At 68.9% G+C, this 7,251-nt stretch carries 7 protein-coding genes and 1 pseudogene; 4 read left to right on the forward strand and 4 right to left on the reverse strand.

Annotation, left to right across the window (positions count from 1 at the left end):
• The coding region (locus ACOJSF_RS10330) for a hypothetical protein (protein ID WP_420142125.1) at window positions 1-234 on the reverse strand (234 nt) is incomplete at its 3' end.
• A gap of 37 nt (window positions 235-271) precedes the next feature.
• Window positions 272-1,270: pseudogene (locus ACOJSF_RS10335) on the reverse strand (ligase-associated DNA damage response exonuclease).
• 91 nt (window positions 1,271-1,361) lie between these two features.
• Between ACOJSF_RS10335 and ACOJSF_RS10340 the strand changes: the two are divergent.
• Both ACOJSF_RS10340 and ACOJSF_RS10345 read left to right on the forward strand, forming a co-directional pair.
• Window positions 1,362-1,550 (forward strand): hypothetical protein, encoded by a 189-nt coding sequence (locus ACOJSF_RS10340; protein ID WP_420142126.1) that lies wholly within the window; start codon window positions 1,362-1,364, stop codon window positions 1,548-1,550.
• 32 nt (window positions 1,551-1,582) lie between these two features.
• The gene (locus ACOJSF_RS10345) at window positions 1,583-4,006 is read left to right on the forward strand and encodes a ligase-associated DNA damage response DEXH box helicase (protein ID WP_420142127.1); all 2,424 of its coding nucleotides are present in this window, start codon (window positions 1,583-1,585) and stop codon (window positions 4,004-4,006) included.
• A gap of 29 nt (window positions 4,007-4,035) precedes the next feature.
• Here ACOJSF_RS10345 and ACOJSF_RS10350 read toward each other — a convergent pair whose 3' ends face one another.
• Window positions 4,036-6,165: an AsmA family protein gene (locus ACOJSF_RS10350; protein ID WP_420142128.1), complete on the reverse strand. Its 2,130-nt coding sequence runs from the start codon at window positions 6,163-6,165 to the stop codon at window positions 4,036-4,038.
• Window positions 6,166-6,320: 155 nt separating this feature from the next.
• Here ACOJSF_RS10350 and rpmI point away from each other — a divergent pair, with 155 nt between their 5' ends.
• Both rpmI and rplT read left to right on the forward strand, forming a co-directional pair.
• Window positions 6,321-6,524 (forward strand): 50S ribosomal protein L35, encoded by a 204-nt coding sequence (gene rpmI, locus ACOJSF_RS10355; protein ID WP_420142129.1) that lies wholly within the window; start codon window positions 6,321-6,323, stop codon window positions 6,522-6,524.
• 13 nt (window positions 6,525-6,537) lie between these two features.
• Window positions 6,538-6,915 carry a 50S ribosomal protein L20 gene (gene rplT, locus ACOJSF_RS10360; protein ID WP_294390976.1) on the forward strand — a complete coding sequence of 126 codons (378 nt, stop codon included), beginning with the start codon at window positions 6,538-6,540 and terminating at the stop codon, window positions 6,913-6,915.
• Window positions 6,916-6,977: 62 nt separating this feature from the next.
• Here the strand turns inward: rplT and ACOJSF_RS10365 are convergent.
• Window positions 6,978-7,251 (reverse strand): aldehyde dehydrogenase family protein (locus tag ACOJSF_RS10365; RefSeq protein ID WP_420142130.1); only part of this gene is annotated, 274 nt, incomplete at its 5' end.

Consider the following 7,251-nt stretch of genomic DNA (forward strand, 5'->3'; position numbering starts at 1 on the left):
CCGATCCTCCTTGTCTGGGAAGAGCGTCGCGTCGAGGTCGAAATCATATTGGGTCAGGCTGCCCGCGAACTGCAGCGACGCGGCGCGCAGCGCGGCCGGCCCGCCGGCCGAATGGCTCGCCTCGCCCGCGACATAGGGCGACGCCTCCGCCGCGCCGAAGATGGCGACGCGGGCGCCGTCGAGCGCGGTGAGGTCGGCCTCGGGCAGGCGGGCGAAGGTCGTGCGTGCGGTCATGGCGCGGAGACGAACCGGGGCGGGCGCGGTTCCGCGCTCAATCGTCCTCGTCGTCATAATGCGCCAGCGCCAGCGCGCGCGCCTTGATCTGGCGCGTCATGCACCAGTGGACCAGCGCCTCCTCGCGCCCGTGCGTCACCCACACCTCGCCCGGCGCCAGCTCGCGCACCGTGTCGGTCAGCTCGTCCCAGTCGGCATGGTCGGAAATGATCAGCGGCAGCTCGACATTGCGCTGGCGGGCGCGCTGGCGCACTCCCATCCACCCGCTCGCCATCGCGGTGATCGGGTCGGGCAGGCGGCGCGACCAGCGGTCGTTGAGCGCGCCGGGCGGGCTCAGCACGATCGCCCCGCGCAGCTCGGCCGCCTTCAGCCCCGTGGCGGGGCGCAGCTCGCCCAGCGCGACCCCGAAGTCGCGATACAGGTCGCACAGCCGCTGGAGCGCGCCGTGGAGGTAGATCGGGTCGTGATGGTTGCGCCCGCGCAGCTCCATGATCACCCGCTGCGCCTTGCCCAGCGCATAGGCGCCGACCAGCACGCAGCGGTCCGGATTGGCGTGGAGCGCGGCCAGCAGCCGGTCGATCTCCGATCCCGTATCTGGGTGGCGGAAGACGGGCAGGCCGAACGTCGCCTCGGTCACGAACACGTCGCACGGCACGGGCTCGAACGGCGCGCAGGTCGGGTCGGCGCGGCGCTGCTAGTCGCCGGACACGACGATCCGCTCGCTCCTGTGCTCCAGCACGATCTGAGCGGAGCCGAGGACGTGGCCGGCGGGGACGAAGCTGACCTCGACGTCGCCGATCCGGATGCTCTCGCCATAGGCGATCGGCTGCCCCGTCTGCGGGCCGTAGCGGCATTCCATGATCGCCAGCGTCTCGGGCGTCGCCAGCACCGCGCCATGCCCGCCGCGCGCATGGTCGGCATGGCCGTGCGGCACCCGCGCGCGCGCCTTGGGCTCGGACGGATCGATCCAGGCGTCGGCGGCGGGGACGTAGATGCCCTCGGGGTGGGGCTCGATCCAGGCGCCGACGCGATGCATGCCCGTCATATCGCCGCGCGTGCCCGGATTGTTCCGGCGCGGATACCACGCCGCGCTGCCGCGTTGGGCTTCGGGGCCAAGGAGGTTAGCAATGCTCGACACCGGAACCGTCGCCGCGATCGGAGGGGTGCTGCTGGCCGCCGCCATCCTCTACGCGCTCATCATGAACCGGCGCCGTTCGGCGGGCCAGGTCCACCGGACCGAGGAAGCGACCAAGGATCTGTATGAACGCGTCGACCATGAGGACAAGATCACCGATCCCGACCCCAAGACCAACTGACGACCGCGCGGCCACGCCCCAGGCCCGCGCCGATGGCTGAGCTGCCGCCGGCGATCGCCGGCTGGTTCGCGCGGCGCGGCTGGGCCCCGCGCCGCTACCAGATCGAGATGCTGGATGTGGCGCGGAGCGGCGCGCATGCGCTGCTGGTCGCGCCGACGGGGGCAGGCAAGACGCTCGCCGGCTTTCTGCCGAGCCTGGTCGACCTGGTCGAGAAAGCGGGGCGGGGCGGCCCGCACGACGGGCTGCACACGCTCTACGTCTCCCCGCTCAAGGCGCTGGCGATCGACGTGCAGCGCAACCTGATCGACCCGATCGAGGAGATGGGCCTATCGATCACGGTCGAGAGCCGGACCGGCGACACGCCGTCCGACCGCAAGGCGCGCCAGCGCACCCGCCCGCCCAACATCCTGCTCACCACGCCCGAGAGCCTGAGCCTGCTGCTGAGTCACCCCGACAGCGTCGGGCTGTTCGTGGGCCTGCGGACGATCATCGTCGACGAGGTCCACGCGTTCGCCACGGGCAAGCGGGGCGACCTGTTGAGCCTGTGTATGGCTCGGCTGCAGGCGCTGGCCCCCGACGTGCGCCGTGTCGCCTTGTCGGCGACGGTCGCGGACGCCGACGCCTATCGCGCCTGGCTCGCCCCCGGGGGCGACATCGACGCGGTGACCAAGGTCGATGGCGATCCCGGCGCGGAGCCCAACCTCCACATCCTGCTGCCCGAGGATCGCGTGCCGTGGTCGGGCCATTCGGGGCGCTATGCCGCGAAACAGGTGATGGCGGAGATCGAGACGCACCGCACGACGATCATCTTCTGCAACACGCGCAGCCTGGCCGAATTGATCTTCCAGGATCTGTGGGCGGTGAACGATCTGTCGCTCCCGATCGGCATCCACCACGGATCGCTGTCGATCGAGGCGCGGCGCAAGGTGGAGGCGGCGATGGCGGCGGGCCGGCTGCGCGCGCTGGTCGCGACCGCGAGCCTGGATCTGGGCGTCGACTGGGGCGACGTCGACCTCGTCATCCAGATGGGCGCGCCCAAGGGGGCGAGCCGGCTGACGCAGCGGATCGGCCGCGCCAATCACCGGCTGGACGAGCCGTCGGAGGCGGTGATCGTGCCCGGCAACCGCTTCGAATATTTGGAGGCGCGCGCCGCGCTCGACGCGATCGAGGCGGGCGAGCTCGACCGCGACCTGTTCCGTCCCGGCGCGCTCGACGTGCTGGCGCAGCATGTCATGGCCTGCGCCTGCGCCGCGCCGTTCGAGGAAGCGGCGATGCTGGCCGAGGTGCAGGACGCGCTACCCTACAGCGCGCTCCCGCCCGAGCGGTTCAGACAGGTGCTCGATTACATCGCCACCGGGGGCTACGCGCTCAAGGCCTATGACCGCTTCAAGCGGCTGACGCGCGACGCGGACGGTCTGTGGCGGGTCAGCCATCCGCGTTTCATCCAGCAGCACCGCCTGAACGCCGGCATCATCGTCGAGGCCGATATGCTGACCGTCCGCTTCAAGAACGGGCGCAGCCTGGGCAAGGTGGAGGAGGGGTTCGCCGCATCGATGCGGCCGGGCGATACCTTCTTCTTCGCCGGCCTCAGCCTGGAGGTCGAGCGGATGGATACCGAGGAGCTGATCGTCCACGCGACCAAGAAGCCCGCGCGCATCCCGACCTATGGCGGCGCGCGGATGCCGATCTCCACCAACCTCGCCGATCGGGTGCGGCGCTTCTTCGCCGAGCCCGACGAATGGGCGCGCTTCCCGCGCGACGTGCACGACTGGCTGGAGATGCAGGCGCGGCGATCGGTGCTGCCACGACCCGACCAGTTGTTGATCGAGACCTTCCCGCGCGAGGGGCGGCACTACATGGTGGTCTACAGTTTCGAGGGCTGGAACGCGCACCAGTCGCTCGGGATGCTGGTGACGCGGCGGATGGAGACGGCGGGGCTCAAGCCGCTCGGCTTTGTGGCAAGCGACTATGCGATCGCGACCTACAGTCTGGAGCCGGTGACCGACCCGGCCGCCTTGTTCGATGCGCGGGTGCTGGAGGACGAATTCGTCGACTGGGTGCAGCAGTCGAGCCTACTCAAGCGCGCCTTCCGCGAGGTGGCGGTGATCGGCGGGCTGGTCGAGCGGCAGCATCCGGGCAAGCGCAAGACCGGGCGGCAGGTCACCTTCTCGACCGATCTGATCTACGACGTTCTGCGCCGCTACGAGCCCGACCACCTGCTGCTGCGCGCCGCCTGGGACGATGCGCGGGCGCGGATGACCGATGTCGGGCGGCTGGCGGACCTGCTCGAACGCGCGCAGGGGACGATGCTGCATCGGGCGCTGGAGCGGGTGTCGCCGCTCGCGGTGCCGGTGCTGGTGCTGATCGGGCGCGAGCGGGTGACGCCGGGCGCGGCGGCCGACGACGCGCTTCTGATCGAGGCCGAGGCGCTCGCCGCCGAGGCGATGGCGGGCTGACCCGGCCGGTTGCCGGGCGCCGCCTTAGCTCACTTGCGCTTGGTGACTTCCTTCGACTGACCCGAGCCGACATCCTTGCGCGGCTTGCCATCCTTGGTCTTCTGCGCGGCGGCGCTCGCGCCCGCCAGCACCGGCCCGCACTGCGCTGCCTTGGCATCGCCCGGATCGACGAAGGCGAGCAGGCCCGCAATCGGGTTGACCGCCGCCGCGAGCGCGACGCCCGCGCCACCACGCGTCAGCAGCTCAGGCGTGACGATCTGGATCGTCGGGGCGGCGAAATGGCCGCCGATGCCGACGGGCGACTGGCCGGAGAACAGACTGAACTTCTTGCCGTCCGCGCGGAAGGCGAGCGCTACCGATTCATCCTTGAACGAGAAGCCGCCCTTGGCCGTCATCACGTTCTTGTCGGTATCGATCAGGATCGGGTCCGCCGCCGCGACGCCGTCGCGCACGGTGAAGGCGATCAGCCCGCAATTGACCTGGACCGGCCGCTTCAACCGTTCCTGGAACATGCGCTGGACAAATACGCCCAGGTCGAATTCGGACAGCTGAATATATTGCGTCCAGAAGGTGCCGCGCGGGAGGATCACAGCGATCCGGCCATTCGATGTGGCGAGCGAATCGCGGACAGTATTGCCGGTGCCGCGCATCTGGACACGCGCCTTGATCGTGCCGGTCGTACCCGACTCCGCCACGCCGAAGCGCGCGAGCAGCTTCCCCATCGGTGTCGGCGACATGCGGATGTCGTAGCTCGTCACGACGGCGGGATTGCGTGCGTCGATCGAAATGTCGCTCGCGATCTTGCCGCCGGCTATATCGAAATTGAGCGGCGACAGCTTGAGTAGCGAATGATCGAGGTCGAGCCCCAGGACGATGTTGGAAATGGGAATGAACGGCTGCCGGATGTCGGCGACGCGATAATCGACCTTGGCATCGAACGCCTTGAGAGCGTCGACGCGAAGCGGGGCGTCGGGCAGGATGCGCGGCACGCCGCCCGACGGCGCTTCCGCGCTGGCCGCCGCTGCCGCGACCGCGCCCTTGGACGCGAGCGCGTTGGGCTCGTAACCGATGAACGGTCCGATATCGACCATGTCGACCCGGCGTGAGGCGAGGTCGGCGGTCAGCAACATCCGGTCATCGGGATCGGACGGCACGCGCACGGTCAGTGTCCCGCCGATATCGCTGTTGCCATAGGCACCGGTCACACGCGTGAAGCGATATTCGTCGCCGCGCTTCACCATGTGCGAGGTGAGGCGATAGGCGCGCGTGTCGGGCACGGCGATGCCGGCCACGTCGAACAGGTTGCGCAAATTCTGGCCGCGCACCGCGACGCGCAGATCCGCGCCCTCGATCACGGTCGCGCCGGGCAGCGTCCCGGCCACATCGATCCGCGTCCGCGCGGCATCGACATGCAGTTCGAATTCGTTGCGCCCGCCCGCGAGGATTTCGTTGGGGGAGGACTGCTGACCCCACAGCCGGAACGGCGTGCCGCGCGCGCGGCCATCACCCGCGAAGCGGATCGCGTTGGCGAAGCGGCTGTTGTTGGCGTTGATCGCCTGGAAGCCGATATCGGCGAAAATCTGCATGCCCGGATCGCGGTAGCGGACATTGGTGCCGGTGATCTCGGCACGCTGGATTAGCGGGATCTGGAACGGCTCGCCCTTCGCGTCGGGATCGCCGAAGGTCCAAGTGTTGCGCTCGCGCTTGGCATCCCATTCGAGGTTCGCCTCGCCATCGACGAGGTTGATCCAGTTCACCTTGCTGCGGTTCCCGAACAGGAAGGTGAAGGTGGCGATGCGCGTGTCGATCAGCTTGGCCTGGAACAGGTTGGGCCGCGATGCCCAGGCGGGGTTGGAGACGGTCAGCCCTTCCGCCAGGAATTTGGTGGCGATGGGATCGAAGTAGAAGTTGAAGTCGCCCGCGACGCGGACGGTGCGGCCCGACTGGCTGCTGGCGATCCGTTCGAAGGTGTGCTTCAGAAAGCGGCCCTTGGTCACGAACAGCACCGTCCAGGCAAGGACGATCAGCCCGAGGATCGTGGCGAAGACCGCGATGGTTGCGGCGAGCGCGCGGGAACCGGCGTCGTGACGGGGCGCCGGCGCATGCGGCGGTGGGGAGGGGGGCAGCGTCCCCGGCTCGGCGGTAGATGCGTCAGCCATGGGTCGGAAACCCGCCGTGATCAGGTCGGTTCCGCAACGGTTGCAAGCGCGCCTTCGCTGCCCTATAGGCCGCGCCTTCCAAGCGATTTAGCCGAACTGCCCGGCCGGTATGGGCTGCCGTGGCCGTTCTTGATCGCCCTGACAAGGAGACGAAAATGCCCAAGCTCAAGACGAAGAGCGGCGTGAAGAAGCGCTTCAAGCTCACCGCCACCGGCAAGGTGAAGCATGGCGTCGCTGGCAAGCGCCACCGGCTGATCAGCCACAACGCCAAGTATATCCGCACCAACCGCGGCACCAGCGTGCTCGCCGAGGCCGATACGGCCCGCGTGAAGCTGTGGGCGCCCTACGGTCTCAATTAAGGAGTAGCGGGATATGGCACGCGTCAAGCGCGGCGTTACCACGCACGCGAAGCACAAGCGCATCCTTGAGGATGCGAAGGGCTATTATGGCCGCCGCAAGAATACGATCCGCATCGCCCGCCAGGCGGTGGAGAAGGCGGGTCAGTATGCGTATCGCGACCGCAAGGTTAAGAAGCGCAACTTCCGCGCTCTGTGGATCCAGCGCATCAACGCGGCGGTCCGCGCCGAGGGCCTGACCTACGGCGTGTTCATGCACGGCCTGAAGCTGGCCGGGGTCGACCTCGACCGGAAGGTGCTGGCCGATCTGGCGATGCACGAAGGTGCGGCCTTCTCGGCGATCATCGCCCAGGCGAAGGCAGCGCTGCCGGAAGGTGCCCGCGTCGCGGCGTAAGCCCGATACGGACCGACGGAGACAAGGGGCGCGGAGGCTACGGCTTCCGCGCCCTTTTTCGTTCAGTCGAAAACGGGATCGCGCAGGCCCAGGCCGATGGTCGCGCGCGGCTGGTCGATCTCGACCGAGGTGACCGGGTAGGCGCAATGGTCGGCGGAATACCAGCCGCCCGGCCGGTGATTGCCCGACAGGCAGACCCCGCCGAAGGGCGCATTGGCGGGGATTCCGGTAGTCGGCCGGTTCCAGTTGATGACGCCCGCGCGCGTGCTCGCCCAGAAGCGGTCGTAGAGGTCCGGCGCGCCGCCGATCAGGCTGGCGGACAGACCATAGCGGGTG

This window comes from Sphingomonas sp. (assembly GCF_048594985.1).
Taxonomy (GTDB): domain Bacteria; phylum Pseudomonadota; class Alphaproteobacteria; order Sphingomonadales; family Sphingomonadaceae; genus Sphingomonas_I.